Source organism: Bradyrhizobium sp. 170 (genome assembly GCF_023101085.1).
GTDB lineage: Bacteria > Pseudomonadota > Alphaproteobacteria > Rhizobiales > Xanthobacteraceae > Bradyrhizobium.
Genome location: NZ_CP064703.1, coordinates 6,699,528 through 6,723,097 on the forward strand (window position 1 = coordinate 6,699,528; position 23,570 = coordinate 6,723,097).

At 62.4% G+C, this 23,570-nt stretch carries 20 protein-coding genes; 6 read left to right on the plus strand and 14 right to left on the minus strand.

The window, feature by feature from the left end; all coding sequences use genetic code 11:
• Positions 1 to 57: 57 nt before the first annotated feature.
• The gene (locus IVB05_RS31350) at positions 58 to 1,413 is read right to left on the minus strand and encodes a hypothetical protein (protein WP_247779889.1); all 1,356 of its coding nucleotides are present in this window, start codon (positions 1,411 to 1,413) and stop codon (positions 58 to 60) included.
• A 191-nt stretch (positions 1,414 to 1,604) separates the two neighbouring features.
• Between IVB05_RS31350 and IVB05_RS31355 the strand changes: the two genes are divergently transcribed.
• A complete protein-coding gene (locus IVB05_RS31355; protein WP_247779890.1) occupies positions 1,605 to 3,356 on the plus strand; it encodes a caspase family protein in 1,752 nt (583 codons plus the stop codon).
• A 140-nt stretch (positions 3,357 to 3,496) separates the two neighbouring features.
• Here the strand turns inward: IVB05_RS31355 and IVB05_RS31360 are convergent, their stop codons facing one another.
• The 6 genes from IVB05_RS31360 to IVB05_RS31385 all read right to left on the minus strand — a co-directional run bounded on the left by IVB05_RS31360 (position 3,497) and on the right by IVB05_RS31385 (position 9,336).
• On the minus strand, positions 3,497 to 4,615 hold the full coding sequence (locus IVB05_RS31360) for a cobalamin-independent methionine synthase II family protein (protein WP_247779891.1): 1,119 nt from the start codon (positions 4,613 to 4,615) through the stop codon (positions 3,497 to 3,499).
• A gap of 20 nt (positions 4,616 to 4,635) precedes the next feature.
• Positions 4,636 to 5,352: an ABC transporter ATP-binding protein gene (locus IVB05_RS31365; RefSeq protein ID WP_247779892.1), complete on the minus strand. Its 717-nt coding sequence runs from the start codon at positions 5,350 to 5,352 to the stop codon at positions 4,636 to 4,638.
• On the minus strand, positions 5,345 to 6,097 hold the full coding sequence (locus IVB05_RS31370) for an ABC transporter ATP-binding protein (protein ID WP_247779893.1): 753 nt from the start codon (positions 6,095 to 6,097) through the stop codon (positions 5,345 to 5,347). The genes IVB05_RS31365 and IVB05_RS31370 overlap by 8 nt, the downstream gene beginning before the upstream one ends.
• Positions 6,094 to 7,125: a branched-chain amino acid ABC transporter permease gene (locus tag IVB05_RS31375; RefSeq protein WP_247779894.1), complete on the minus strand. Its 1,032-nt coding sequence runs from the start codon at positions 7,123 to 7,125 to the stop codon at positions 6,094 to 6,096. Before IVB05_RS31375 ends, IVB05_RS31370 begins: the two co-directional genes overlap by 4 nt.
• Positions 7,126 to 7,132: 7 nt before the next feature.
• Positions 7,133 to 8,002, minus strand: coding sequence for a branched-chain amino acid ABC transporter permease (locus tag IVB05_RS31380; RefSeq protein WP_247779895.1), 870 nt, complete (start codon positions 8,000 to 8,002; stop codon positions 7,133 to 7,135).
• A gap of 179 nt (positions 8,003 to 8,181) precedes the next feature.
• Positions 8,182 to 9,336 (minus strand): ABC transporter substrate-binding protein, encoded by a 1,155-nt coding sequence (locus IVB05_RS31385; RefSeq protein ID WP_247787156.1) that lies wholly within the window; start codon positions 9,334 to 9,336, stop codon positions 8,182 to 8,184.
• A gap of 384 nt (positions 9,337 to 9,720) precedes the next feature.
• On the opposite strand from IVB05_RS31385, the gene IVB05_RS31390 reads away from it, so the two are divergent.
• Positions 9,721 to 9,996 carry a hypothetical protein gene (locus IVB05_RS31390; RefSeq protein ID WP_247779896.1) on the plus strand — a complete coding sequence of 92 codons (276 nt, stop codon included), beginning with the start codon at positions 9,721 to 9,723 and terminating at the stop codon, positions 9,994 to 9,996.
• 110 nt (positions 9,997 to 10,106) lie between these two features.
• Here IVB05_RS31390 and purU read toward each other — a convergent pair whose 3' ends face one another.
• Positions 10,107 to 10,970 carry a formyltetrahydrofolate deformylase gene (gene purU, locus IVB05_RS31395; protein ID WP_247779897.1) on the minus strand — a complete coding sequence of 288 codons (864 nt, stop codon included), beginning with the start codon at positions 10,968 to 10,970 and terminating at the stop codon, positions 10,107 to 10,109.
• A 139-nt stretch (positions 10,971 to 11,109) separates the two neighbouring features.
• Here purU and IVB05_RS31400 point away from each other — a divergent pair, with 139 nt between their 5' ends.
• Both IVB05_RS31400 and IVB05_RS31405 read left to right on the plus strand, forming a co-directional pair.
• Positions 11,110 to 11,967, plus strand: coding sequence for a uroporphyrinogen-III synthase (locus IVB05_RS31400; protein WP_247779898.1), 858 nt, complete (start codon positions 11,110 to 11,112; stop codon positions 11,965 to 11,967).
• Between the two features lie 9 nt (positions 11,968 to 11,976).
• A complete protein-coding gene (locus IVB05_RS31405; RefSeq protein ID WP_247779899.1) occupies positions 11,977 to 13,056 on the plus strand; it encodes a class I SAM-dependent methyltransferase in 1,080 nt (359 codons plus the stop codon).
• Positions 13,057 to 13,422: 366 nt separating this feature from the next.
• Here the strand turns inward: IVB05_RS31405 and IVB05_RS31410 are convergent, their stop codons facing one another.
• From IVB05_RS31410 to IVB05_RS31435, 6 genes are all read right to left on the minus strand, one after another.
• The gene (locus tag IVB05_RS31410) at positions 13,423 to 14,772 is read right to left on the minus strand and encodes an MATE family efflux transporter (protein WP_247779900.1); all 1,350 of its coding nucleotides are present in this window, start codon (positions 14,770 to 14,772) and stop codon (positions 13,423 to 13,425) included.
• 309 nt (positions 14,773 to 15,081) lie between these two features.
• Positions 15,082 to 16,062: a tripartite tricarboxylate transporter substrate binding protein gene (locus tag IVB05_RS31415; RefSeq protein ID WP_247779901.1), complete on the minus strand. Its 981-nt coding sequence runs from the start codon at positions 16,060 to 16,062 to the stop codon at positions 15,082 to 15,084.
• 113 nt (positions 16,063 to 16,175) lie between these two features.
• A complete protein-coding gene (locus IVB05_RS31420; protein WP_276578724.1) occupies positions 16,176 to 17,120 on the minus strand; it encodes a GDP-L-fucose synthase in 945 nt (314 codons plus the stop codon).
• Entirely contained in the window at positions 17,101 to 18,183 is a 1,083-nt protein-coding gene (gene gmd, locus IVB05_RS31425) for a GDP-mannose 4,6-dehydratase (protein WP_247779902.1), read from the minus strand. Before gmd ends, IVB05_RS31420 begins: the two co-directional genes overlap by 20 nt.
• Before the next feature lie 89 nt (positions 18,184 to 18,272).
• Positions 18,273 to 19,427 (minus strand): aromatic ring-hydroxylating dioxygenase subunit alpha, encoded by a 1,155-nt coding sequence (locus IVB05_RS31430; RefSeq protein ID WP_247779903.1) that lies wholly within the window; start codon positions 19,425 to 19,427, stop codon positions 18,273 to 18,275.
• 172 nt (positions 19,428 to 19,599) lie between these two features.
• On the minus strand, positions 19,600 to 20,274 hold the full coding sequence (locus IVB05_RS31435; protein ID WP_247779904.1) for a Crp/Fnr family transcriptional regulator: 675 nt from the start codon (positions 20,272 to 20,274) through the stop codon (positions 19,600 to 19,602).
• 306 nt (positions 20,275 to 20,580) lie between these two features.
• Between IVB05_RS31435 and IVB05_RS31440 the strand changes: the two genes are divergently transcribed.
• Both IVB05_RS31440 and IVB05_RS31445 read left to right on the plus strand, forming a co-directional pair.
• A complete protein-coding gene (locus tag IVB05_RS31440; RefSeq protein ID WP_247779905.1) occupies positions 20,581 to 21,402 on the plus strand; it encodes an ABC transporter ATP-binding protein in 822 nt (273 codons plus the stop codon).
• Complete coding sequence (locus IVB05_RS31445; RefSeq protein ID WP_247779906.1) at positions 21,399 to 23,330, plus strand: long-chain fatty acid--CoA ligase; 1,932 nt, start codon at positions 21,399 to 21,401, stop codon at positions 23,328 to 23,330. Before IVB05_RS31440 ends, IVB05_RS31445 begins: the two co-directional genes overlap by 4 nt.
• The last annotated feature ends 240 nt before the right edge of the window (positions 23,331 to 23,570 follow it).

A 23,570-nucleotide genomic window follows, 5' to 3' on the forward strand; every position in this document is an offset into this window, starting at 1 on the left:
CAACAACCCCTTGTTTCCCGCCGGATGCCGGCGGCTGTCTGTGATTATCCCGGAATGTCAGTCGCGACGGCGCGAAATGACGTAGGATTCGTCGTAAAACCAAAGCCCATTATGCTTGCGCAGAACCTCTCTGGTGGCATCGAGGGTTCGGCTGTTTTCAGTCATTTCCGTCAACCGGTCGTCTTCGATCTGGGCGACATACACCGCCGCATTCCACGCTGCAAAGGCCGTCGAGGTTCCGATCTGGCCGGTGACCTCGTTGGGCAGCGCTTCCATATCATAACGGAAGATGGAACGGTTATCGGCGTACGCATTAAAGTTAAGGTCGCGTCCGGCCGATCCCAGCTCGTATTTCACCGCGCGCAATAGCTCATGACGGCTCACGGCGAAAGGATTTTCTCCCGGCCAGACCGACTGGATGATTTCCAGGCCCGGATCCTGCCCGTGGGAGTGAATTCCAATCAAACGGCCTCCTGCCCGCAGGGAACGGGCGAGCGGCGCAATAATCCGCTTGGCGCGGAAATTCACAGAGGATTTCGCCCGATAGGGCTGGGAAGCGATCACAAGGTCGAAATTGGCCTCGGTTCGGCCCGCCCGGGGGATGATCGAATCAAGCAGGAACCGGTGGTCCTCCCGGTATACGACCAGCGCCACCGGGCGTTCATAGATCGGCATGCCCGATTTGGGGCTGATGTTGGCCCGCCAGTTTTGTTCCAGAAACGGCCCCAATTCGGTAATTTGGGTCTCGAATTCCCCCGAAGAGGCCCCCCGCAGGGCGACCTCATGCCAGATCATTCCGGCGGCGGCCGCGGGCGAGGCCGGCGTCAGCCAAGGCGCCTCGGCATAATGCATGTTGGTCAGGACGACGACGGTCGCCGGGTGCTCGAACAGCCGGTCCGGCACCTTGTCGAGCGTCAGCCGAACGTCCTCCAGGCTGAGTTCCTTGCCGGCGATGTAGAACGGCATATGGGGAAACCGGCCATGCATCGAGCGCATCACCCGCGCCAGCACCGTGCCGTCGCCGACGCCAGCGTCAAATACCCGAAGTGCCGGCGGGCGGGGATGCAGGCTGGACAACTCCAGCGCCACCCGCTCGGCGATCACCCGCTTCTCGCTGCAGGTGTGGACGAACAGCAGGTATTTCTGGCGATTCTCGAAAAAGCGGAAGTTGCCGCGGGGGTCGCGCTTCTCGGGCGGCACTTCGAGCCCTCGGGGCGGCGGCAGCCCGCCCGGCGTGGAGGCGGCGATATAGGCCTGGATGCGGTCCAGCGTGTCGATGGTGATGCGCTTGCCCTCACGCAGCCGGTGCACCAGCTTGCCGTCGTTGACCGCCCGGCGGCCGAACGTCGTCTCCGCCATGTCGGCCTGGCGGCAGAATTCCGTTATCTGGCTGAGAATCTGGTCGTTCTTCATCGGGTAAGGGTTTGGGAAACACCGGTGGGCAGGATGGGATGGCCGAGCCGTCCTACCACCATCTGCCCAACGAAGGAAATCCTGCCGTCTGCGTCCGGCACGGATCGGCGTCCCTGCTTGAACCCCCGCTCCGCGGGAGGCAACAAAGCACTATCCGCCACTGCGACCGCCAATCACGGGGACCTGATGCGATGCGCCGCGCGATCCTGATACTTGCCCTGCTCGCCGCCGCGCTGTGGTCGGCGCCCTCCCTTGCCCAATCGCGCGCGCAACTCGGGCCGCTCTGCACGACCGACACCACGCCGGCCGATCAGCAGATCGGTGCCTGCAACAAGATCATCGCGCTGAAAGTATTTTCCGGCGAGAAGCTCTCGACCATCTACTTCTGGCGCGCGGTGGGCTGGAACAAGAAGGGCAATTACGCGCAGGTCATCGCCGATGCCGGCGAATCCATCCGGCTGCACCCCAGCACCGCCACCTATAATCTGCGCGGCTCGGCCTATTACGACAAGGGCGAGGACGATATCGCGATCGCCGATTTCAACGACGCGCTGCGGATCGGGCCGCCGAGCGGCATCATCTTTCACAACCGCGGCAACGCCTGGCGCTCCAAGGGCGAATACGCCAAGGCGATCGCCGACTACGATCAAGCGATCAAGCTCGGCCCGCCGTCGGCGTTTTCCTGGCAGAACCGCGGCATTTCGAAACGCGCACTCGGCGATCTCGATGGCGCGCTGGCCGACATCAACGAAGCGATCCGGCTCGACCCGACTTTGCCGCAGCCTTTGACCAGCCGCGCGGTGATCTGGCGCGCCAAGGGCGATCTTGATCGTGCCATCGCTGATACGACCGAAGCGATCCGGCTCGCCAAGGCCAAGGCGCCGGCCAACATCATGACGCCGCCCGGCAGCGTGCTGATCTCGGCCTATAGCCATCGCGCGCTCGCCTATGAGGCCAAGGGCGATCTCGACCGCGCCAGGCAGGACTACGCCGCGGCGCTCGAAGGCAAGGCCTCCGACGCCGGCAGCAAGGCCAACCAGGCAACCGCAAAAGTTCGCCTGTCGCTGTTGTCAGAGACGGTACCGCTCGCGCCGCGAACTGCAACCGCACCACCAACCCCGCCAGCCAGCAAGGCCGCGCCAGCTTCGCCGGCGGGCGCGGCGAGCCCGTCCCCGCCTCCCGCAGCAGAGCAGCGCCAGCGCGCAGAGACCGTCAGAGAGACGGTCAGGCGCGTCGCGCTGGTGATCGGCAACGGCGCCTATGCGCGTGTCAGGCCGCTGCCCAATCCGTCCAACGATGCGCGCGCGATGGCAAAAAGCCTGCGCGACATCGGATTCGTGGTGACGGAAGGCACCGACCTCGACCGCGCGGCGATGCAGGCGACGATCCGCGATTTTCTCCGCGAGGCCGCGCGGGCGCAGGTGGCGGTGGTCTACTACGCCGGTCACGGCGTGCAGGTCGACGGCCGTAATTACCTGGTGCCGGTCGATATCCAGTTTCAGGCCGGCAGCGGTATGACCGATACGATGATGGACATGGATACCATCATGGCCGGCCTCGACGATCAGGTCCGCACCAACATCCTGATCCTCGATGCCTGCCGCAACAACCCGATGGCGCCGAAGCTGGCTTCCGCAGGTCCTGCCCGTGGCATCGAAGCCGGCTCGGGGCTCGCCGCGCCCGCCACGCTCGGCGCCGGTTCGACCCTGGGTGCGGGCACGCTGATCGCATTTGCAACCGCGCCCGGACAGGTCGCGCTCGACGGCGAAGGCGCCAACAGCCCGTTCTCGGCCGCGCTGACGCGCCACATCGGCACGCCGGGGCTAGAGGTACAGCAGATGCTCACACGAGTACGGGCCGAGGTAGTCGCGGCGACCAAGGGCAAGCAGGTGCCGTGGTCGAACTCGTCGCTATTGGGCGAGGTCTATCTGGCGGAGAAGTGATGGCGGTGATGGCTCTCCGTCATTGCCTGCGACAAACGCGGAGCGTTTGCGCAAGGGAGCGATAGCGACGAAGCAATCCATTCTATCCCAACGCTGAGAGGTGGATTGCTTCGCTTCGCTCGCAATGACGGCTGAGAGACTTACTTCCCCCACACCTCGTTCGCTACTTCGACCGCGAGGCTGAGCTTGGCCCACTGCTCTTCCTCGGACAGGATGTTGCCTTCCTCGGTGGAGGCAAAGCCGCATTGCGGCGAGACCGCGAGCTGGTCGAGGGGCGCGAACTTGGCGGCCTCTTCGAGGCGACGCTTGATGTCGTCCTTCTTCTCGAGTTCGCCGAATTTCGACGTGATGACACCGACCACGACCACCTTGTTGCCCTTCGGCAGATAACGCAGCGGCTCGAAGCCGCCGGCGCGGTCGGAATCATATTCGAGGAAATAGCCGTCGTAATTGGTGCCGGCCAGCATGGTCTCGGCCACCGGCTCGTAGCCGCCGGACGAAATCCAGGTCGAGCGGAAATTGCCGCGGCAGACATGCGTGGTGATCACCATGTCCGCCGGACGCTCAGCCAGCGCGTAGTTGATGACGCGCGCGTAGATCTCCTGCAGGCCGTCGGGATTGTCGCCGCGCTCGCGGGCCTTCTGCAGCTCTTCCTGCGAGCAGAGATAGGCCCACACGGTATCGTCGAACTGCAGGTAGCGGCAGCCGGCGTCGTAGAACGCCTTCACCGCCTTGCGGTAGGTCTTGCCGAGATCGGCATAGAACTCCTCAAGATCGGGATAGACCTCCTTCGAGATCGCCTTGCGGCCGCCGCGGAAATGCAGCACGGCCGGCGACGGGATCGTCATCTTCGGCGTGACGTGGGCCGTATCGGCGTGCTTCTTCAGGAAGCGGAAATGATCCAGCATCGGATGGTCGTCCGGGAAGTCGAGCTTGCCGATCACGCGGACGGCGTCATGGCGAGTCTCGACGCCTGCGAACTGAATACCGGTCTCGGGGTGGAAGAGCTCGCAGCCGCCGAGCTTGGCCAGAAAATCGAAATGCCACCAAGAGCGGCGGAATTCGCCGTCGGTCGCGAGCTTCAGGCCGATCGAGGCCTGCTTGTGCACGACCTTTTCGATCTCGAGGTCCTCGGCCTTGCGCAAATCCTCCGCCGTGATCTCGCCCTTCTCCAGCTTGGCGCGCGCTTCCTTGATGCGCTGTGGCCGCAACAGGCTGCCGACCTCGTCGGCGCGGAACGGGGCTTTGGTTCTCTGCATGGTCTCAACTCCCATCAAATCTAATGCGCGACGGCGCCTGCGACGCCGAGATAGCGTTCGAGCACCGCGGGATCGGCCCTCAACGCGTGGCTTGGCGCATCATGCACGATTGCGCCGCGTTCCAATATCACAACCCGATCGGCCAGCCCCAGAATCTTTTGCGCATTCTGCTCGACGATGATCGAACAGATGCCCCCCGAGCGGGTGATGGTGCCGAGCGCCCGGAGCAGTTCCTCGACGATGATCGGCGCCAGGCCCTCGGTCGGCTCGTCCAGCAGCAGAACCTTCGGATTGAGGGTCAGCGCGCGGCCGATCGCCAGCATCTGCTGCTCGCCGCCGGAAAGCTGGTTGCCGAAATTGCTGCGGCGTTCCTTCAGCCGCGGAAACATTTCGTAAACCTTCTCGACGGTCCAGGGGCCGGGCTGGGCCACGGCGGTCATGTTTTCTTCGACCGTGAGCGAGCGGAAAATATTGCGCTCCTGCGGCACCCAGCCGATCCCTGCCCGCGCCCGCTGGTCCGGCCGCATCGCCGTGATGTCCACCCCGCCGAGTGCAAGCGTGCCGCCGAAACGGCGGGTGATGCCGACGATCGAATTGATCAGCGTGGTCTTGCCGGTGCCGTTGCGGCCGAGCAGCGCCAGCACCTGGCCCTCGCCCAGCGTCAGCGACATCGAGGGCAGCACGACCGCTTCGCCGTAGCCGGCGCGCAAGGCATCGATGACGAGAAGCTCAGGCATTCGCCGCCTCACCGAGATAGACCGCCTTGACCTGGGGATCCCGCGCCACTTCGTCGGGCGGGCCCTCGACCAGCATGGCGCCATTGACCAGCACCGAGATGCGGTCGGCAAACGAGAACACCAGATCCATATCGTGCTCGATCAGCAGCACCGTGACATCGCGCGGCAGCGCGGCGACTGCCGCCAGAATATCGTGGCGTTCGCTCTCGGGCACGCCGGCGGCGGGCTCGTCGAGCAGCAGCACGCGGGGCTTAGTCGCGATCGCAACGGCGATCTCGAGCAGGCGCTGCTTGCCGTAAGGAAGCGTCGCGGTGCGTTCGTTCATCACGTCAAGCAGATGAAAGCGCGCCAGCGTTTCCGCAATCTCCTCGTTGACGTCGGCGCGCGTGCCCATCCGCCGCCACCAGTCGCCGCCGCGGCCGAGCCGTTCGGAGACGGCAAGCCCGATGGTCTCGAGCGGGGTCAGGTCGGCATAGAGCTGATTGATCTGGAAGGTGCGCGACAGCCCGCGCAGCACCCGGGTGTGGACCGGCAGATCGGTGATGTCGTTGCCCTCGAGCAGGATCCGCCCTCCATTCGGCTTGAGCACGCCGGTCAGGAGATTGATGACGGTGGTCTTGCCGGCGCCGTTCGGCCCGATCAGGGCATGACGGGCGCCCTGCTCCACCTGCAGCGACAGATCGCGCGTGACCTTCAAGCCGCCGAAGGATTTTTCCAGTCCCTTGGTTTCCAGCGCGATCGTCATGGCGCATCGCTTTCGGGAACGGCGACGCCGGCCTTGCGTCCGAAGACCTGGCGGATCACGAGGTTCGGGCCCCAAAGCACCCAGCGATGGATGCGCTCGCGGCCCACCAGTACGATCACGACCAGAACGAGCCCGATCCAGAACATCCAGTATTGTGGCGTAATGGTCTGGAACAACTCTTGCAGCATCTTGAACACGACCGCGCCGATCAGCCCGCCATAGAGATAGCCGGTGCCGCCGATGACGAGCACCAGCATCAGATCGGCCGAGCGCTCGAACGCGAACACGTCGAGGGAAGCCAGCGCCGTGGTCTGGGTGAACAGCGCGCCGGCAATGCCGGCATAGAACGCTGCCACTGTATAGATTGCGATCAGGCGGCGGTTGACGGGCACACCGATCGCGGACGCCCTGAGCGGATTGTTCTTGATCGCCCGCAGCGACAAGCCGAACGGCGAATTCACGATCCGCCGCGCCAGCAGAAACAGCAGGAACAGCACGATCAGCGAGTAGAAAAAGCCGGTCTTGCCGAACATGTCGAAGGCGAACAGGCCAAGGACCGGCTGCATCTCGATGCCCTGCAGGCCGTCGGTGCCGCCGGTGATGTTGGAGAAGCGTTCCGCCAGCGCCTCCAGCAGCAGCGCGATGCCGAGCGTCACCATCAGCCGCGTCAGGTCGACGCCGCGGATGACGAGGAAACTCGTAAGAAAGCCGAGCACGGTCGCGATCAGGCCGGCTGCGACAAGTGCGATCACCGGCTCGTTGATGATGCCGTGCAGGGCCAACAGCCCCGCCGAATAGGCACCGACGCCGAAGAAGGCAGCGTGGCCCAGCGAGACGATGCCGGCGTAGCCGAGGATCAGATCGAGCGACAGCGTGAACAACGCCAGCCGAATGATATCGGTCATGATCAGATAGCGGGACGGAAACAGGAACGCGCAGGACGCCGCGAGAATCCAGAACGCGATTTCGGCCGGACGCCAGCGGGCGCGGGCGATGGCATGGGATGAAACATCGGAGACTGCGGTCATCGCGGGCTCATCGCGCGGCGGCGCGGCCGAACAGGCCGTTCGGACGCCAGATCAGGATCACGATCATGATGGTGTAGATGACGAACGGCCCCATCTTCGGCACATAATATTTGCCGGCGACGTCGCCGATGCCGAGCAAAAGCGAAGCGAGGAACGGCCCGGTGATGCTGGAGGAACCGCCGACGGTGACCACGATCAGGAAGTAGATCATGAATTTTAGCGGAAAATACGGATCGAGCCCGAGGATTTCGGCGCTCAACGCCCCGCCGAGGCCCGCAAGGCCGCAGCCAAAGGCAAAGGTGAACGCGAACACCTGCGGCACGTTGATGCCGAGGCCGCTGGCGGCGCGGGGATCATCGACGGCCGCGCGCAGGCGGCTCCCAAAGCGGGTCTTTGCCAGGATCAATTGCAGCGCCACCGTGAGCAGGCCGCAGATTACGATGATCATCAGCCGGTAGCGGCCGATGCCGACGCCGAAGAAATCGAACTGGCCCTCGAGCGCCGCCGGCAGCTTGATGAAGATGCGCGACGATCCCATGATGTAGTCCACCGCGGCCACCGACATGAAGGTGAGGCCGATCGTGAACAGCACCTGATCGAGATGGCTGCGAGTATAGAGGTGGCGGTAGAGCGTGCGCTCCAGCGCCACGCCGATCGCCGCGGCCGAGACAAAGGCGAGCGGGAGTGCTGTGAAGAACGGCCAGCCGGAATTGTTCACCAGCACCGCACAGATATAGCCGCCGGTCATGGCAAAGGCGCCATGGGCGAGATTGACGAAATTCATCAGCCCCAGCGTCACCGCCAGCCCGCAGGCGAGCACGAACAGCAGCATGCCGTAGGCGACACCGTCGAACAGGATGGTGAAGAGCGTGGTCATGGGAGCCGTCTTAATCAGTATTGGCTTGAATGATGAGAAAACCGGTGCCTCGTCATGACCGGGCTTGTCCCGGCCATCCACGTTCTTCGTTCATGACGAAGAAAGGCGTGGATGCCCGGGTCATCTGCGCGAAGACGCGCTTCGCGCTTTTGCCCGGGCATGACGTGGTGAGAGCGAAGTCACTTCTTGGTCTTGCCGGAATCCTTCACCGCCTCGAAGGTCGCGAACTCGACGTTGTAGAGTTCGCCGTCGACCTTCTCGACCTTGCGGATGTAGATGTTCTGCACGATGTCGCGGGTTTCCGGATCGATCGAGATCGGGCCGCGCGGGCTTTCCCACTTCATGCCCTTCATCGCCTCGATCAGCGCATCGCCGTCGGTCTTGCCGCCGGTCTTCTTCAGCGCCTCGTAGATCAGGCGGATGCCGTCATAGCCGCCGACCGCCATGAAGCCCGGGCGCGAGCCGAAGGCCTTCTTGTAGGCAGCAACGAATTCCTTGTTGGCCGCCGAGGGATGGGCCGCGGAATAGAGATGCGCGGTGACGGTGCCGAGCGCCGCATCGCCCATGCCGTTGAGCAGGTCGTCGTCCATCACGTCGCCGGGGCCGATCACCTTGATGCCCGCCTTGTCGAGCCCGCGCTCGGCATATTGCTTCATGAAATTGCCGCCCTGTCCTGCCGGCACGAACACGAACACGGCATCGGGCTTGGAATCCTTCATGCGCTGGAGGAACGGAGCGAAATCAGGGTTTTGCAGCGGCACCTTCACCTCTTCCACGATCTCGCCGCCGCCGGCGGTGAAGTTCTGCTTGAAGAAGTTCAAGGCGTCGTTGCCCGGCGCATAGTCGGAGGTCAGCGTCGCAACCTTCTTGATGCCGTTCTTGGCGGCCCAGTCACCGATGATGGTCGACGACTGCGCCAGCGTGAAGGAGGTGCGGACGATGTAGGGCGAACGCTCGGTGATGATCGACGTGCCCGCCGCCATCACGATTTCCGGAACCTTGGCCTGCGTCGCCAGTGGCGCGGCGGCAAGGGCTGCCGGGGTCACGCCGAAGCCCGCGATGAAACTGACCTTGTCGTTGACGATCAGTTCCTGCGCCAGGCGCTTGGTGTTGTCGGGAACCGCCCCGTCGTCCTTGAGGATGACTTCGATCTTCTTGCCGGCGACGGTATCGCCGTTCTGCTGCATGTAGAGCTTGACCGCGTTGTCGATCTGCTTGCCGGTCGACGCTTGGCCGCCGGTCATCGGCAGGATCAGGCCGATCTTGACGGTCTCCTGGGCGTGAGCCGGCGCGAGCGCCAGCATCCCGGCGACGGCGCCTGCGGCCAGCAACATGTGACTGCGAATAGACATGAACATCTCTCCCCCTGATCGGCCTTGTGTCCTCGAACCGAGTCCCCGGCCCTTGATCTCACCATAACCCAGATTTTTCGGCCGGGTAGCGTGGCAACATGGCGTCCTTGGCCGCCCTTTTGTCAACCGGACCATTGGCGTGGCGCGGCGAAGTTGCCGGGGCAACGGGAACTGTCGCGAAATAGGCGACGGTATTATAATATAATCCGATATTGCTGCCCGACGTCTCCCAGGCGCGATGGCCTATTTGTACGATTGTACAAATGAAATGGTCCTGTCAACAAAGAAGCGCCCTTGCCGGTTCCTGAAAAGGCAGCGCCGCCCTAAATCCATCATCCTTAAAGGGTCAGGCTGTACCTTCTGCCAATGCTGACCAGCGCGCGCCATATTGTCACGATCATTACCGTTGCCCTTGCCGGCTGCGGCGTGAGCGGCTGCGGAACGATCAACGAGAAGCTGGCCGCCGGAGTCAGTGACGCCATTCCGGCGGCGATCGGCGGCATGCCCGCGGACGCGCCGCCGCGTCCCGGCACCGCGAAGTACGACGAGTACATGCGAGAGCGCGAGCGAAAGCGCCTGCTGCCGGCCTCCGAACGGGGCGAGGAAAAGCCCGCGCCTGCGCCGCAGGATACGGCTCGCTAGAGCCTGATCATTGATCAGACTCTAGATCTTTTTTGACGCGTTTTCTTCACGCGAACCGGTACCCACCCCCGGATCAAGTCCGAGGGCATGCTTCGCTCGAAAACGCTACGTCAGTCCATAAACACCACGGTCTTGCGGCCGTTGAGGATCACGCGATCCTCCAAATGATGGCGCATGGCGCGCGCCAGTACGCGGCGCTCGATGTCGCGGCCCTTGCGCGACAGATCTTCCGGCGTGTCGCGGTGACTGATGCGCTCGACGTCCTGGTCGATGATCGGGCCCTCGTCGAGATCGCGGGTGACGTAATGCGCGGTAGCGCCGATCAGCTTGACGCCGCGCTCATGCGCCTGGTGGTAGGGCCGCGCGCCCTTGAATCCCGGCAGGAACGAGTGGTGGATGTTGATGCAGCGCCCCGACAGCCTTGCCGACATTTCGTCCGACAGGATCTGCATGTAACGCGCCAGCACCACGAGATCGGTCTTGGTGTCCTGAGCCAGTTTCCAGACCGCCTCTTCCTGCTCGCGCTTGGTTTCCTTCGTCACGGGCATGTAGTGGAACGGGATCTCGCCGAAATCCAGATTGCCATAGGTCTCGCGCGGATGGTTGGAGACAACAGCAGTCGGGATCATCTCGAGTTCGCCGGTGCGCCAGCGATAAAGGATGTCGACCAGGCAATGATCGGACTTGGAGACCAGCAGCATCACCCGGCGGCGATTGGCGCGGTCGCGCATCTGCCATTCCATGGCAAAGCGGTCGGCGATCGCGGTGAAGCCGGTCTGCAGGGCCTGCAATTCGACCGCGAGATCGGCAGCAGTGAACACCACCCGCATGAAGAATTTTTTGGTCTCGATGTCGTCGAACTGCTGGGCGTCCAGGATGTTCTGCCCATTATGGGCGAGAAAGGTCGACACCGCGGAAACGATGCCGGGGCGATCCGGGCAGGACAGGGTCAGGACGAACTGGTGATCGGGCATGGCGAAGCTGGCTACAATTCAGGCAATAGGGTGAAGCGGCGATTGCGGCCCTGCTCTATCACCGCACATACGCTTGCGCCAATCCCGAAACCGGGGTCAGGATGAACAAAGCGCGAAGCAAAAGCGTTGGAGCGAGATCATGGCTGACAGATTGAACGGTTACCGCATTCTGATCCTGGAAACGCGCGAGGAAGCGCAGTTTTCCCGCCTGCTCACCGAGCAGGGCGCCGACGTGCTGCAATGTCCGATGTTCACCATCCACGACGCGCCGGACCCGGCGCCGGTCGAAGCCTGGATCGGGCGGTGCATTGAAAAGCCCTTTGACGATTTGGTGCTGATGACGGGCGAAGGCCTGCGCCGGCTGATGAAGGTAGTCCGGCGGATCGGTGTCGAACAGGAATTCATTGCCGCGCTCGGCAAGGCGCGCACATTCGCGCGCGGGCCCAAACCGGGCAAGGCGCTGCGCGAAATCGGGCTGGAACCGCAGATGACGACGGAAAAGCCAACCTCCGAAGGCATTGCCGAGATGCTGTCGCGCCTCGATCTCGGCGGCCATCGCCTCGGCCTGCAGCTTTACCCGGACAAGGACCACAGCGTCCTGATCGGCGCGATCAAGGCGCAAGGCGCCGAGGTAGATACCGTGCTGCCCTATGCCTATGACGCGCAGGCCGCCGACGCCAATATCATCGCCGCCATCGACGAGATGGCCGCCGGCCGCATCGATGCGATCGCGCTGACCAATCTCGGCCAGATCCGCCGCCTGATCGAGGTTGCGCGGGCGCGAGGCTGCGAGGATCGGTTACGTGACGGGCTCGAGCGCACGCCGATCGCTTCCGTCGGACCGGCAGTATCGGACGAACTCAAGTCCCACGGCCTGCGCACCGATATCTATCCGGCCGAGGACGCCTTCTTCATGCGGCCGCTGATCTCGGCGATGGCGGCGGCGCTTGGGAAAAATCCGCCGCGGGCGGTGGCCGGCCGGATCGGTCCGGTCTAGAGTTGTGTCATGGAAGATACAGTTACAGAAGCCGTCAGGAAGCAGTACGAGGCGTATAGCTATCCGCCACCAATTGAGGACGCCGAGGAATTCAGAAAGAAATGGGGACCGCTGACTTGTGACCCCAAATTTGCGGGCATTCAGTTGTGGCCTGAGGGCCGACCTCGGCAAGACCTGCGCATATTATGCGCCGGTTGCGGCTCCTCCCAAGCGGCTCTGATCGCCCTTAATAACCCGGACTGTTCCGTCCTCGGTATCGATCTTTCCGAGACCAGCCTCGCTCATTCGAAGCGTCTTCGCGATCGACACAGCCTCACCAACCTTGAACTTCGGCAAATGAGCCTGCTGGACGTCGGCGAGTTGAATCGCTCCTTTGACCTGATCCTTTGCACTGGCGTTCTTCACCACCTTCCCAATCCGGACGCCGGATTAAAGGCTCTCGCAGATATACTCGATCCATCAGGAAGCATGGCAATCATGCTTTACGGGAAGGCTGGGCGCGCTGGAGTATATCTAGTTCAGGATATCTTGCGGCGACTTGGAGCCGGTCAAAATGCGGAGGGCGTCAGGATTGCCCGTGAGCTTTTGAAGCTTGTCCCATCGCACCATTATCTGATCTCGACGACCGGCAAACTACCCCATGACCTTGCCGACGATGCGGGGATAGTGGACATGCTGCTTCACCCGCAAGATAGAGCCTACTCGGTGCCGGAGATCATGGAGTTTGTTGCAGCGGCTGGGCTCATTTTCTTCGGTTGGAGCGACAACGCCCTCTACTGCGCCGATCGTTTTCTGAGCGGAGAGATGCTGGAAAGGGTTTTGGCGCTCCCAGCCGCGGAGCAGTGGGCCGTCATCGATAATCTTACCGTGCTAAACGACAGGCACGATTTCTTCGTCAGGAAGCCTCAAAGCACGCGCTTCCTTACTCGTTTCGATACAGATGATTATCTGTCGTATGTCCCTCGCGTTCGATCCGGCATTAAGCTTGCTGGTGACGTCAACTCGTTGATCCTGACGCGCCGTTCGCTTCATGGGGAAGTTGTTACCCCCAATATCGAAATCGGAAGCGCTCCTGCTGGAGCAGCTTGACGGAAACAAGAGCATATCAGAAATTCTGTCCCACTCCTTGTTCGCGCGGCTTGAGCCCGAACAAAGGACGAATTTCGCTCTCGCCGTCTGCGAACGCATGTGGCGATCGGGGCATCTCCTGTTTGGCAGATCCGGCTCCTAGCCGCCGAGAAGCCGGACGGCGCGGCGGTGTTGAACGCGCTGGCGCCGACGTTGAGTTTTCCCCGTCAACGATGCCCCAAAAGCTTGAAACTCAGCCTGATCAATCAAGGCACGTCAGGCAGTATTCGGGCCAGGCCCTTGTCCGCTTTGGGTCCAATAGCGGACGATGCGCCTGCTTCGAAACCTTTTGCACCTGAGAACTCGCCCCAGATAGATGATTCGGTTTTAACGTTGCTGCGAAAAGCTCAACCGAAGCCTAAGCTCTCGGCTTAGAAGCCAGAGGCTCAAGAGGGCTTGCATAGTGGTTGTGGCAATCGACAGATACCAGATGTGTTCAACTCGAAAACCAGTTTGCGTCGATAGCCACAACGTCGGTACCACGTAGGTTATTAAGCGAAACGTCGAACTAACGAGTTGCGGCTTGGTATTTCCAAGCCCCTGAAACGTGCTCGAACACACAAAAATAATGCCCTGCGCTACGAGGTTCAGAGAAACCATTTTGAGGAAAAGGACGCCTTCGTCAATCGTGGCCTTGTCCGACGTGAAACCGGCCAACAAAAATTCAGGCCGCCAATGCGCAACGAACGTGGCGGCCACCATCACTGCGGTGGCGATGACCAAGACGGTTCGGACGGTCTCCTTAACGCGAGCAGCGTTTCCAGCGCCGAAATTTTGTCCGATGATAGGCGCTGCCGTGAATGCGATGGCCATAGCGGGTACTTGAATTAGTCCAAGCACACGAGAACCGATGCTGAATCCTGCTTGTGCGGCTGAACCGAAATTTCCGAGGGCATAATAGATTGCCGCCATATAAGCGAACATGATGGCGAACTCTCCGCCGGCAGGAAGGCCAACGGCCAGAATGCGCCTCGAAAGACCAAATTGGGGGCGCCATTCCTTCAGATTGAGTGTGAGGTAATTTCCTGGCCTTTGGAAATAAAGCCAGAGTGTAATGACGCCAATTGCGACTGCTATCGAACTGGCCAAGCCCGCCCCCTGCACACCTAGGGCGTGGCCCGTTGGCCATCCGACTATGAGCACTGGCGCGAGAATAACATTAACGGCCACCGTAAGCACTTGAACGTACATCGTCGGCTTCACTACGCCGATGCCGCGTAACGCTGATGACAGCGCCAGCATGACGAACTGTAGCGCGAGCGCTGGCATGAACCAGACGAGGTAGGTCGTGCCAGCCTCGACGGTAGCGGCATCCGCCCCGACTGAACGCATGTAAGTCGCGGCAACGGCGAAGCCTGCGACCAAGGTACACGTCCCGCAAATGATGGATAGCCCGATCGACTGATTGAAGACGAAGTTTGCATCGGCGCGATCGCCGCGGCCAACGGCTTTTGAAACAGCCGCCAAGGTGCCTACGCTAACGATTTGCGTGAGAGCATTGATGATGAACCCAGCATTGCCAGCAGTGCCGACACCGGCGATGGCGGCTTCACCTAGACCCGCCACGAAGTAGAGGTCGATCAATCCGCAGAGTAGTACCAAAATGAGCCCGGCGAAAATCGGGACCGCCATGGCGAGGACATGGCTCGAGATCGAGCCGCGAGTGAGATCGTTCATGATGGAGGACGTCCGATGAAAAAGCTGAAGGAAAGAGGTGCGCAGTTGATGGCCGCGAACTACAGCAGTTCACGAGAGTCCGCGTAGCCAGGTACTGCGCTTCTCAGCTTCCTTGGTTCACCGGTGGCTTCTTTCGATAGCTCTAATAAGTTCCCGTGTAACTCATTTGGATAAGCACCACTATAGAAAAAAGTGACAGCCCAATACAGTCTGCTAGGGGCACTTGCGGACATCCCGACGCAGCTGATCCGTGTCTGCTTTACCCCCGAAAACATTGCAGGCTCACTTCGCCGCTAGTTTGATGAATCCCTAGTCTACCTTCGCGCCGGCGAACTTGACCACCTTGCCCCACTTCTCGGTTTCGTCCGCCACCAGCTTACCGAAGTCGGTGGCCGAGCCCGGCAGCAGAATCGCGCCGATCTCGGTGAACCGCGCCTTGGCCTTGGGATCGGCGAGGATTTCGTTGACTGCCTTGTTGAGCCGGTCGACGATTTCGGGCGGCGTGCCTTTCGGCGCCGCGAGGCCATACCAGGCGCTTGCCTCGTAGCCCGGCAGATAATCGGCGACCAGCGGCAGGTCCGGCAGCACGTCCGAGCGGGCCGTGCTGGTGACCGCGAGTCCGCGCAGCTTGCCGGATTTGACGTGCTCGGCGCAGGTCGGAAGGTTGTCGAACATCACCTGCATCACGCCGGAGAGCATGTCGGTGAGCGCCGGCGCGCCGCCGCGGTAGGGCACATGCTGCATGTTGATGCCGGTCAACATCTTGAACAGTTCGCCCGACATGTGGATCGTCGATCCGTTGCCTGATGACGCCATGTTGAGCTTGCCCGGATTGGCCTTGGCATAGGCAATCAATTCCGGGATCGACTTGATCGGCAGTGACGGATGCACCACCACGACGTTGGGGAAGCGGATGATGCCGGCGATCGGCTCCATCTCCTTCATGAAATCGAAGGGCAGCTTGTCGTAAAGCGTAGCGTTGATGGCGTTGGCCGGGGCGACCAGAAGCAGCGTGTAACCATCCGGCGTGGCGCGCAGCACGGACTCGGTGGCGATATTGGTGCCGCCACCCGGCCGGTTCTCGATGACGAAGGACTGCCCGAGCTTTTCCGACAGCCACTGCCCCATCAGCCGCGCCGTGAGGTCCGCTGAGCCGCCCGGGGTATAGCCGATCACGAGGCGAACCGGCCGCGATGGATAGGCCTGCGCGCTTGCGTTTCCAGATGTGAGCGGAAGTGCAGCCGCACCGGCTGCAAGTTGCAAAAATTGACGACGCTGAAATTTTTTCATGTTTCCTCCGACGCACTGGCGGCTCTTGCGGCAGCCTGGGTGCGCGCATCCTAGCCGTGCAGCGTCGCCAAGCCGACAAGTATTCTCGCCCGAAGGGCGGAAGGTTCACCGCGTCACTTCGTCTCGCTGAGGAACGCCCGGTAGGCGAGCCTGATGCCCTCTTCCAGCGAGGTAGAGGCGCGCCAGCCGAGTTTCGCCAGCCGGCTGACATCGAGCAGTTTGCGCGGGGTGCCGTCCGGGCGCGAGGTGTCGAAACCGATCTCGCCGGTATAGCCGACGGTCGCCGCGACCACGCGGGCGAATTCGGCAATCGTGATGTCCTCGCCGGTGCCGATATTGACCAGTTCGTCCGCGGAATAGCTCTTCATCAAATGGATGCAGGCATCCGCGAGATCGTCGACATAGAGGAATTCGCGCCGCGGCGTGCCGGTGCCCCAGACCACGACCTCGCTGGCGCCGGAAACTTTCGCCTCGTGGAAGCGGCGGATCAGGGCGGCGACGACGTGGCTGTACTCGGGATGATAATTGTCGCCGCTTCCATAAAGATTGGTCGGCATCACGTTGATGAAGTCGGCGCCGTACTGGCTGCGATAGGCCTCCACCATCTTGATGCCCGCGATCTTGGCAATCGCATAGGGCTCGTTGGTCGGCTCCAGCGGCCCCGTCAGCATGGCATCCTCGCGCAACGGCTGCGGCGCCAGCTTGGGGTAGATGCAGGACGAGCCGAGGAACATCAGCTTCTCGGCGCCATGGACATGCGCCGCGTGAATCACATTCGTCGCAATCGCCAGATTGTCGTAGAGGAATTCGGCGCGCAGCGTGTTGTTGGCGACGATGCCGCCGACCTTGGCCGCCGCCAGAAACACCACCTGCGGGCGCTTGGCGGCGAACCATTTGTTGACCGCGGCCTGATCGCGCAGATCGGCCTCGCTGCGGGTCGCCGTCAGCAGCTCGACGTTTTCGGCCGCCAGCCGGCGCACCAGCGCCGAGCCGACCATGCCGCGATGCCCGGCGACGTAGACCGTCTTGCCCTTCAGCTCAAACGGAAGGCTTGCCATTGGCCACCTCCCGCCGGGCGTCAGCGAGATCGCCCGCGACCATTTCCTTGACCAGTTGGGCGAACGACGTCTTCGGCTTCCAGCCGAGCTTCTCGCGCGCCTTGCTGGCATCGCCGACCAGAAGGTCGACTTCGGTCGGCCGGAAGTACACCGGATCGATGCGGACCACGGTCTTGCCGGATTGTTTGTCGACGCCGGTTTCGTCGACGCCCTGGCCGCGCCATTCGATGCGGCGGCCGACTTCGGCAAACGCCAGTTCGACAAACTCGCGCACCGAACGGGTCTCGCCGGTCGCCAACACGAAATCGTCGGGCGCGTCCGCCTGCAATATCCGGTGCATGCCCTCGACATAGTCCCGCGCATGGCCCCAGTCGCGCTTGGCCTCGAGGTTGCCGAGATAGAGCACCTCTTCCAGGCCGGTTTCGATGCGGGCGACGCTGCGCGTGATCTTGCGCGTCACAAAGGTCTCGCCGCGGATCGGGCTCTCGTGGTTGAACAGGATGCCGTTCGACGCAAACATGCCATAGGCCTCGCGGTAATTGACCGTGATCCAGTAGCCGTACAGCTTGGCGACGCCGTAAGGCGAACGCGGGTAGAACGGCGTGGTTTCCTTCTGCGGCACCTCCTGGACGAGGCCGTAGAGTTCCGAGGTCGAGGCCTGATAAAACCGTGTCTCCTTCTCCATGCCGAGGATCCGGATCGCCTCCAGAAGCCGCAGCACGCCGATGCCATCGGCATTGGCGGTGTATTCCGGGCTCTCAAAGCTGACGCCGACATGGCTCTGGGCGGCGAGGTTGTAGATCTCGGTCGGCCTGATCTGCTGCATCAGCCGGATCAGGTTGGTCGAGTCGGTCATGTCGCCATAATGCAGCAGGAACGGCACATTGCGGGAATGCGGATCCTGGTAGAGGTGATCGATGCGCGCGGTGTTGAACGAGGACGACCGCCGCTTGATGCCGTGGACCTCATAGCCGAGGCCGAGCAGATATTCGGCCAGATAGGCGCCGTCCTGGCCGGTGACGCCCGTGATCAGCGCAACGCGCTTTGGATTGTGAGCCGTCATAGTCCCTCCAAGAGCCTGCCAGGCAGGCCTGCGCGGCGCAGGCCATAGCATCCGCTAGAGGCAGAGTCTAATCCGAAAGTCGCTCAATTTCAGACCCTTAGGCCGAGCGCCGTCCGCATCGACTGATGGTAGTGGATCATGGCCGGCTCGTTGCGACCGTAGACGGTGTGCGTCTGCGCGCCCGAAGTCAGACCGATCTGAATGCTGCGCCCGGTCGGGAAATCCTCGCCCGTAACTACATCGAGGACGAGCTGCATGTTCTTGTCCCAATGGATGCGCTCTTCCTCGGTGCTCGGCGCCTTCGGCACGTAAAGCCCAAGGTCCATGACGGAGCGATCCGTGCGTCCCTCGCGGGGAAACACCCTCGCGAGTTCGACATGGTCGCCCTGCACGAGGAGAACGGTGTTGGGAAACAGCGAATAGACGAGCGTCGTATTCCACATCAAATCCCATTTGTCCTCAGGCTCGGCCTTGAGCCGCTCGAGTTTCCTGCGCGGAAACGTCAGGCGGTGGTTGAGACCGAACGCCTCGAAATCGGTCACGTTGCCATGCAAGATGTCGCGCAGGGAATCACGGTGCAAGAAACCGACGTGGTAGCCCTCGTTGAACGTATCCACGACAATCTTCCAGTTCATGGTCTCCGGAATCAGGCGCCGGTCGTGGAACGACCAGGACGCAAATCCAAACGAAGCGAGCTCGTCGGCGAGCCCTCCAAGCCATGGATCGATGTCGAAATTCGTCGAACCGTCCGCGGTCGGGATCACCCATACAAGACCGTGCTTTTCACACAGCGGCAGCTCGACAAGCGATGCGCGTTCGCTGCGCACGTCAGGAAAGCAGCGCTCGTCGGGAATGCCCATCAGTTGGCCTGCGAGATCGTAGGTCCAGGCATGATAGGGGCAGGAGAACAGCCGCGCCTTGCCGCAGCCCTGGGCTACCTTGGCGCCGCGATGGCGACATACGTTCAGGAATGCGCGCAATCTGCTGTCGCGCCCCCGCACGATCAGAACGGGCAAACCGGCATGGTCGTCGGTGCTGAAGCTCCCCGGCGCGGGCCAGTCCGAAGCGAAGCCCATGACCAGCGGATGCTTGCGGAACAGAACCCGCTGTTCCTCGGCGAGGCGTTCCGCGTCCGTGTAGACCGACACGTCGTTTCGCCAGGGGCTATCCGCCATCGCCGTGGTCCGGGTCTCCACGTAATGCAACAGCCGCTTCAAAAGGTTGATCTGATCCTGCCTGCTCATCGGACACCTCCGGCTGGCCGTGGTCTCAAAACCGATCATTCGATACGGTACCGTATCACTACCACTTGTAGTTTCGATTTTCAATACGGTGCCGTATCGCCCGCGAACACAACAACGAGAGCGACCGGCAACATGGTGCCTTTGCCTGGTTTTGAGGACGTCGAGGCCGGTCTTACTCGCCGTGACAGCGCAGCTTTTCGAGTTCGATGATGGTGACCCCGCCATATTCCAGTCGAAGCAGGCCCTCCTTCTCCAGCCGCTTCAGGCACTGGTTGGCATTCTGCCGGGACAGGCCCGACAAGGCGCCAATCTCCTCCTGGGTGACCTCCAGATGACGCGTCAGGTCCGGATACAGGATTGGGTTGAACAGCGAGGCGATCGAGCGCGCGACGCGGCTGGTGGCATCGAGCGTGCGGCCATGTTCCACCGCCCCGATGAACTGGCCGAGCCGCTCGTTGAGCTGCCGGACCAGAAAGCGGTTAAACGCGACGCTGTTCTCGAACAACCAGAAGAAGGTGTTGCGATCCATCAGCGCCAGCCTGGTATCGCGCAATGCGACCACGTCGTAACGCCGCGGCTCGCTCTTCAGCACCGACCCCTCGCCAAACCAGGCGCCGGCCGTGAGGCCGGCAAAGGTCGCGGCCTTGCCGCCGCTCGACACGGTACTCATCCGGGCAAGACCCGTGACGATGCCGGTCCAGTAGTCGAAGGCATCGCCCCGCATGAAAATATGCTCATTGGCGCGATAGGATTTCTCCACGATGCCGGCGCGGGCGACCTCGATTTCCCGTTCGTTCAGTTCGCGCGACCAGGCCGCGATGCGCTTGAGGTAATCCGCAGCAATCATGATCGCATCGACCGTCGCGTCCCCATCGACTCTCGTGCTGCACTGCAGCAGGAGTGCCGCCCGTGAAATTTCCCGACCAATTGTCAGGCAAAAGACATTTCAAACTATCGCATTGCCCTAAGGAGGGCCACCTCGATACGTGCGGCCTATGGTGCGGCGGGGGTGCGACGCTATCACGCGTGACGCGGGGCATCGGGCCGGTACCGATAGTCGGATGGCTTGCCCGTCACCGCCGATGTAGGATCGCATGCGATTGCAAACGATAGATAAAGAGCGCTGCTCAAGCGCCGTATCTGGAGGGAATGAGTGGCTTACACGTTGGAAGTGCGCGGGGTGTCTCTGCGCTTCGGCGGCGTCCGTGCGCTGACCGAAGTCTCCTTCGGCGTGAACGAGGGCGAATTGTTCTCGATCATCGGCCCGAACGGAGCCGGCAAGACCTCAATCGTCAATTGCATTTCAGGTCGCTACAAGCCGACCGAAGGCCAGCTGTTCTACCGCGGCAAGGACATCACCGGCCTCAATCCGAACGCGCGGCCCCGGCTGGGCATCGGCCGTACGTTCCAGAATCTCGCGCTGTTCCACCATATGAGTGTGCTCGACAACATCATGGTCGGGCGGCACCACCTCCTGAAGAACAATTTCATCACGGGCTCGCTGTACTGGCTGACCGGCGCCCGGCGCGAGGAACTCGAGCATCGCCGCAAGGTGGAGGAGATCATCGATTTCCTCGACCTGCAGTCGGTGCGCAAGGCCACCGCCGGCACCCTGCCCTACGGCCTGCGCAAGCGCGTCGAACTTGCCCGCGCCATGGCGCTGGAGCCGCAGCTGATCCTGCTCGACGAGCCGATGGCCGGCATGAACTTCGAGGAAAAGGAGGACATGGCGCGCTACATCGTCGATCTCAACGAAGAGTTCGGCATGACGGTCATGATGATCGAGCACGACATGGGCGTGGTGATGGATATCTCCCATCGCGTCATGGTGCTGGATTTCGGCCGCAAGATCGCCGAGGGCGATCCGGCGTCCGTGCTCGCCGATCCACATGTGAAGCGCGCCTATCTCGGTGAAGAGGACGAACTCCTCATCGATCCCGACGATACGCCGGCACCTGCGGAGAGCGCAGCATGATGGATTACGCGGGGCGCGCCGCCCAAGCCGACACCTATCCAAAACTCCTGCGCCTCAATGCGAAAGAACACGGCGCTGAGATCGCGCTGCGCGAAAAGGATCTCGGGCTGTGGCGCGTCTTCACCTGGAACGACTATCAGACGCGCGTGCATGATTTCGCGCTCGGCATGATCGAACTGGGTCTCGGGCGCGGCGACGTCATCGGCATCATCGGCGACAACCGCCCGGACTGGGTGGCAGCCGAAATCGCAACGCATGCGATCGGCGCCATGAGCCTCGGCCTTTATCGCGACGTGCTGGACGAGGAAGCAGCGTACCTGCTCAGCTACGGTGACGCCAAACTGGTGTTCGCCGAAGACGAGGAGCAGGTCGACAAGCTGCTGGCGCTGGCCGACCGCGCGCCCAACCTCAAGCACATCGTCTATTCCGATCCGCGCGGCATGCGGAAATACGACGATCCGCGCCTGATGGAGGCCGAAAAGCTGGCCACGATGGGTCGCGACCGCGCCGCGCGCGAGCCGGGCCTTTACGATCGGCTGGTCGATGCGACAAGCGGCGAAGATGTCGCGATCCTCTGCACCACCTCGGGCACGACGGCCAACCCCAAGCTGGCGATGCTGGCGGCCGGGCGCGTCCTCAAACACTGCGCGACCTATCTGGCGTTCGATCCAAAGGGGCCGGACGACGAATATGTCTCGGTGCTGCCGCTGCCCTGGATCATGGAACAGGTCTACGCGCTCGGCAAAGGGCTGCTCTGCCGGATGAAGGTGAACTTCGTCGAAGAGCCCGAGACCATGATGCACGATTTCCGCGAGATCGCGCCGACCTTCGTGCTGTTCGCGCCCAGGCTCTGGGAATCGATCGCCGCCGATGTGCGCGCCGGCGTGATGGACTCCTCGCCGCTGAAGCAAAAACTCTTCGATATCGGCATGAAGGCCGGACTCTCGGCGCTGGCGCAGGGCAAGCATTCGATGCTGGCCGACCAGCTGCTGTTCCGCGCGCTGCGCGACCGGCTCGGCTTCACGCGGCTGCGCTCGGCCGCGACCGGCGGCGCCGCGCTTGGGCCGGATACCTTCAAGTTCTTCCGGGCCATGGGCGTGCCGCTGCGCACCCTCTATGGCCAGACCGAACTGCTCGGCGCCTACACGCTGCATCCCTTCGACAAGGTCGATCCGGATACCACCGGCGTGCCGATGGCCGCCGACATCGAGATCCGCGTCGACAACCCCGACGTCAACGGCGTCGGCGAAATCGTGGTGCGTCATCCCAACATGTACCTCGGCTACTACAAGAGTCCGGAAGCTTCGGCCGCCGACATGAAGGACGGCTGGATGCACTCCGGCGACGCCGGCTATTTCAACGCCGACAGGCAACTCGTCGTCATCGACCGCATCAAGGATCTCGCGGAGACCTCGCGCGGCGAGCGCTTCTCGCCGCAATATCTGGAAAACAAGCTGAAGTTCTCGCCCTACATCGCCGAGACGGTCGTGCTCGGCGCCGGCCGGGACACGCTGGCGGCGATGATCTGCATCCGCTACTCGATCATCTCGAAATGGGCGGAGAAGAACCGCATCTCGTTCACGACCTACACCGACCTCTCCTCGCGTCCCGAAGTCTATGCGCTGCTGCGCAAGGAGGTCGAGGGCGTCAACGCCACGCTGCCGCCGGCGCAACGCATTTCCCGCTTCCTGCTGCTCTACAAGGAACTCGACGCCGACGACGGCGAGCTGACCCGCACCCGCAAGGTCCGCCGCAGCGTCATCAACGAGAAATACGCCGACATCATCGACGCGATCTATGGCGGCAAGAGCGATATTCCGGTCGATACCGTGATCCGCTTCCAGGACGGCACCACCCAGCGCATCCGCACCACCCTCCGGGTGGTCGATCTCGGCCATGATGCGCCGATGGCGGAGGCCGCAGAATGATGACGCAGCAACGAACTCGCACGGCGCCAGTCGATGTGCCCTCTCCCCTTGTGGGAGAGGGCAGCACCGCCGTTCAACACACACTCACTTCGGTGAGGGATTTCTCTCCACATGCGCGAATGCGGAGAGAACCCCTCACCCGTCTTCGCGGAGCCCGTCATCGGGCGGCGCTTCGCGCCGACCCGGTGGCGAAGCCACCCTCTCCCACAAGGGGAGAGGGAAACAGGCGCGCAATCCAAC

What these genes read in the sequence shown, in the direction of transcription:
- IVB05_RS31350 (WP_247779889.1), bottom strand. Translation starts at nt 1,413, where the DNA reads ATGAAGAACGACCAGATTCTCAGCCAGATAACGGAATTCTGCCGCCAG.
- IVB05_RS31355 (WP_247779890.1), top strand. Translation starts at nt 1,605, where the DNA reads ATGCGCCGCGCGATCCTGATACTTGCCCTGCTCGCCGCCGCGCTGTGG.
- IVB05_RS31360 (WP_247779891.1), bottom strand. Translation starts at nt 4,615, where the DNA reads ATGCAGAGAACCAAAGCCCCGTTCCGCGCCGACGAGGTCGGCAGCCTG.
- IVB05_RS31365 (WP_247779892.1), bottom strand. Translation starts at nt 5,352, where the DNA reads ATGCCTGAGCTTCTCGTCATCGATGCCTTGCGCGCCGGCTACGGCGAA.
- IVB05_RS31370 (WP_247779893.1), bottom strand. Translation starts at nt 6,097, where the DNA reads ATGACGATCGCGCTGGAAACCAAGGGACTGGAAAAATCCTTCGGCGGC.
- IVB05_RS31375 (WP_247779894.1), bottom strand. Translation starts at nt 7,125, where the DNA reads ATGACCGCAGTCTCCGATGTTTCATCCCATGCCATCGCCCGCGCCCGC.
- IVB05_RS31380 (WP_247779895.1), bottom strand. Translation starts at nt 8,002, where the DNA reads ATGACCACGCTCTTCACCATCCTGTTCGACGGTGTCGCCTACGGCATG.
- IVB05_RS31385 (WP_247787156.1), bottom strand. Translation starts at nt 9,336, where the DNA reads ATGTTGCTGGCCGCAGGCGCCGTCGCCGGGATGCTGGCGCTCGCGCCG.
- IVB05_RS31390 (WP_247779896.1), top strand. Translation starts at nt 9,721, where the DNA reads ATGCTGACCAGCGCGCGCCATATTGTCACGATCATTACCGTTGCCCTT.
- purU (WP_247779897.1), bottom strand. Translation starts at nt 10,970, where the DNA reads ATGCCCGATCACCAGTTCGTCCTGACCCTGTCCTGCCCGGATCGCCCC.
- IVB05_RS31400 (WP_247779898.1), top strand. Translation starts at nt 11,110, where the DNA reads ATGGCTGACAGATTGAACGGTTACCGCATTCTGATCCTGGAAACGCGC.
- IVB05_RS31405 (WP_247779899.1), top strand. Translation starts at nt 11,977, where the DNA reads ATGGAAGATACAGTTACAGAAGCCGTCAGGAAGCAGTACGAGGCGTAT.
- IVB05_RS31410 (WP_247779900.1), bottom strand. Translation starts at nt 14,772, where the DNA reads ATGAACGATCTCACTCGCGGCTCGATCTCGAGCCATGTCCTCGCCATG.
- IVB05_RS31415 (WP_247779901.1), bottom strand. Translation starts at nt 16,062, where the DNA reads ATGAAAAAATTTCAGCGTCGTCAATTTTTGCAACTTGCAGCCGGTGCG.
- IVB05_RS31420 (WP_276578724.1), bottom strand. Translation starts at nt 17,120, where the DNA reads ATGGCAAGCCTTCCGTTTGAGCTGAAGGGCAAGACGGTCTACGTCGCC.
- gmd (WP_247779902.1), bottom strand. Translation starts at nt 18,183, where the DNA reads ATGACGGCTCACAATCCAAAGCGCGTTGCGCTGATCACGGGCGTCACC.
- IVB05_RS31430 (WP_247779903.1), bottom strand. Translation starts at nt 19,427, where the DNA reads ATGAGCAGGCAGGATCAGATCAACCTTTTGAAGCGGCTGTTGCATTAC.
- IVB05_RS31435 (WP_247779904.1), bottom strand. Translation starts at nt 20,274, where the DNA reads ATGATTGCTGCGGATTACCTCAAGCGCATCGCGGCCTGGTCGCGCGAA.
- IVB05_RS31445 (WP_247779906.1), top strand. Translation starts at nt 21,399, where the DNA reads ATGATGGATTACGCGGGGCGCGCCGCCCAAGCCGACACCTATCCAAAA.